We start from the raw sequence: 3,286 nt of genomic DNA on the forward strand, positions 1-3,286 counted from the left end.
GAGCAAGCACAGGTTCCCATTCGTTTGCGACAAGGCCAAGCGCTTCGCCAAGGTTTGCCTCGATCTCGGCAAACTCCATGTTTGCAAAGCGTTGGCCGGCGTCGGCGATCCATGAACGATCATATCTGCCCTTGCCGAAGCCGGATATGACGGTGAGCCCGGTCCAGGGCGTTGCAATGGTGAACACGTCGAGATCGGGGCGCAGCGTCCTGAGCGCCGGAACCAGTTTCCAGACGTCGCCGGTGTGGAATTGCGTCGTCGGCGGAACCCTTTGCGTCGCCTCTCTAGGGCGGCGGTGTCGTGCACGAGCAGAACCGAGCCGGCGTCGCAGTAGCGTTCAAGGTTCGCAAAATCGCGCAGAACCTGGTCGAAAGTGTGCAGACCGTCGATGAACCCGACACCGACCGGGCGACCGGCAAGCAGGGCGTCCGCTCCACCGCGATCGAAGAAGACGTCACTCGTCTCCGGAAAAATGTGCGTTTGCGCGCCGAGCGCCACCRTGGCGCGCGGATTGGGATCGATGCCTATTGCAAGGGTTGGTGCCTTCACCTTGGAAAGCGACACGCCGTCAAAGACGCCTATCTCCACCACCACGGCGGGCTTCAGCTCTGCGTAAAAACGCTCCAGCCAGTCGTAATAGGAAGGCCCCGACATCCGCGTGCTGGCCAGACCGGCATGGGCACCCACGCTGTCGGCGGCAAGCGCCAGCGCGTTGCGGTATTGACTGTCGGCGGTTTCGTTCTCGCCGATGACACGGTGCGCATCGCCTATCGCCGTGAAATAGGCGGCATCCCGATGCTCATTGTACCGCGAAAGAAGGCCGGCTGACAAAAGCACGCGAGACGTTGCAAGCTCGGCGGGTGCATGGCTGCTTGCCATGCGAGCGACGTCTGCCGCCGCCTTGTAATTCCCGCGCTCCAACTCGACCTTGGCCAACTCGACAAGCGCCGCGGCTGCCTGGTTGGTCAGCGCGGGTTCTTCCGACGGCTTCAATTGCGCCCTGAAGCCCGCGGCCGTGGCTGGCCCGGSGCCGTGTGGAGACACAATCAGGGCGCGGGCAAGGTGCGGCGCAAGCGCTGGAGGCAGCGATCCCACGAAAGCCGAGGGGGYGTGAAAGGTAAAGTTCGCGCGCCCCCTCAACGCATCCCTTTCGGCCTTCCAGAGGAGCCAGTGTTTGGGCTGCTCGACGCTTGCGTTGGTGGCGACACCTCCGTGCAACTGGTGAAATGTAGCCTCTCCCAGGGTGAGGATGAGCTTTGCCCGCGGCATCTCCATCGCACGTTCGAGCGTATCGATGTTGACGAGGCCGCCTCCGGGATAGGTGAAGCGTTCATCCATGCCACCGATCACCTGCCAGCTCTCCCGGCTCATGAACAGGGCATTGGCTTCGGATATCGGCGTGAACCACGGATCGACCGAGGACTCATCCATCGTCCCGATCTCGAACAGACGGTACCCATCTTCCGGCCATCGGATCGATTGCAAAAGCGAATCCTCGATGGCCTTCGTATAGCCATTGCTACGGGCATTCACCTGGGTGTCGCTGCCAAGATACCAGCCGGGTGCGGCCACGACTGCCGTCGGCGCCATGCCCAGGCCGATGCGAGCGAAATGCACCAACCCTGGCGTCACGATCCGTGCGCCGTCGATCATCACGCCGATGTTGTCCCCCCTCGCCTCCCTTATCCCGCGATTGACGGCAGCCGCGGGCGAAGGCAGTGCATCATCGATGCGCAGCAGGCGAAAGTTCGGCCCATAGTCCGCAACCAGGCCCTCACCAACGGCCGGTGACGATCCGTTGTCGACAACGATGACCTCGTAATCATCCGTCGTCACGTCTTGCTGGTAGGGCGTTGCGAGCGAAAGCAAGGTTCGCGGCAGCTCTCGGGGAATGTTGTAGGCGACAACAACGACGGACAGGGTGTTCGTTTTCATCGCGATTCCGTGGCTCAGTTGTCAGCCAATGGCTTCTGCCACCAACCGCCCGTCCAGTCTATCTCGTGGATCTCGGCTTTGATGCCGTTGCGCGCGCGGTAGTCGTCGACCGCTTGCCGGCATGGCCCAAACGCCATGTCGTCGATGATCGCGAACCCGCCGGGGGACAGCCTTGGATAAATCGCTTCAAGGCTGTCCATCGTCGACTCGTACATATCGCCGTCCAGTCGAATCAGGGCGAATGGACCGGCTTTCAGGCTAGGCAAGGTGTCCCCGAACAGGCCTTTGACGAAGACCACCTGGTCGTCCAGCAGGTCATAGGCGGCAAAGTTGGATTCGACCTGTGCCTGATCGATCGCCAGCTGCCGGTATTCGTGCAGCCTGTCACCCAGGTCGGCCGGAAAATTCTCGGGGTCCGGCGGTGGCAAACCGTCGAACGAGTCCGCGACATACACCTTCCTGTCCGTGATCCCGTTGGCGGCCAGAACGCCTTTCATCAGGATACAGCAACCACCGCGCCAGACGCCGGTCTCGATCAAATCCCCGGGCACGTTCTCGTCGATGACGCGCTGGACGAGGTCGCGGACATTCGTCAGGCGCTTGACGCCTGCCATGGAGTGAGCAACCGTCGGCCAATCGCGACCCACGAGGCGATCCTCGCGATTGAAGGGGGTCGACTCTCCGATTTTCGAGGGATCGATCACCTGCGAACCAGAGCCGTAGATCGTGTTGGCGATGATCTTGATCAGGAGATCAGTATAGAGGCGGTTCATCGTCGACCTTTCAAGGCGCTCAACAGTTCCATGGCGAAATACGCTGTTGCGGATATCCAGCCGAAGTGCAACAGGATTTGCGCGATTCAACCTGTCGCGCCATGCAAGCAAGCGGCGAATAATTGTCCAATGGGAGCCCCTGAATGCTAACCGCCAATCAAGCGATGGGCATGATCGAGACGCTCGACATTGCTGTTTTCCAGGTCGATACCGGAAGCACGCTCAGTGACCGCACAAGTTTCCTGCGCGTGCAGAACTTCGCGCGATCGACACTCGGCCGATACGTCTATCTCGAGGTTGGCTCAGACATCGGCGGCAGCCTGTTGCCGCATTTGATCGATCCGGCCTGCGAGGCGGTGATATCGGTCGATCTGCGGCCGGCGACCCAGCCCGACGAGCGTGCCGAGGTTTTTCACTACCCAGACAACACGGCGGCCCGGATGGTTGCCTTGCTGTCGGACAAGCTTCCGCCCGACGCAATGGCCAAGCTGATCACCATCGATAGCGACGTCTCCAATGTGCCGCCCCAGTCGATCGAGACCAAGGCGACGCTCGCGCTGATCGACGCGGAGCACACC

At 61.4% G+C, this 3,286-nt stretch carries 3 protein-coding genes; 1 reads left to right on the forward strand and 2 read right to left on the reverse strand.

The features are described 5' to 3' along the window. On the reverse strand, positions 1-1,935 hold a 1,935-nt coding region (locus tag ACXJ7R_RS28200; protein ID WP_457154688.1), incomplete at its 3' end, for a glycosyltransferase. Between the two features lie 14 nt (positions 1,936-1,949). Beyond that, positions 1,950-2,708: a TylF/MycF/NovP-related O-methyltransferase gene (locus ACXJ7R_RS28205; RefSeq protein WP_457154689.1), complete on the reverse strand. Its 759-nt coding sequence runs from the start codon at positions 2,706-2,708 to the stop codon at positions 1,950-1,952. A gap of 143 nt (positions 2,709-2,851) precedes the next feature. On the opposite strand from ACXJ7R_RS28205, the gene ACXJ7R_RS28210 reads away from it, so the two are divergent. Next, positions 2,852-3,286 (forward strand): hypothetical protein (locus ACXJ7R_RS28210; RefSeq protein WP_457154690.1); only part of this gene is annotated, 435 nt, incomplete at its 3' end.

The organism is Mesorhizobium sp. P5_C1 (genome assembly GCF_054049815.1).

Coding starts and splice junctions, on each gene's coding strand:
- ACXJ7R_RS28205 (WP_457154689.1), bottom strand. CDS start 2,708: ATGAACCGCCTCTATACTGATCTCCTGATCAAGATCATCGCCAACACG.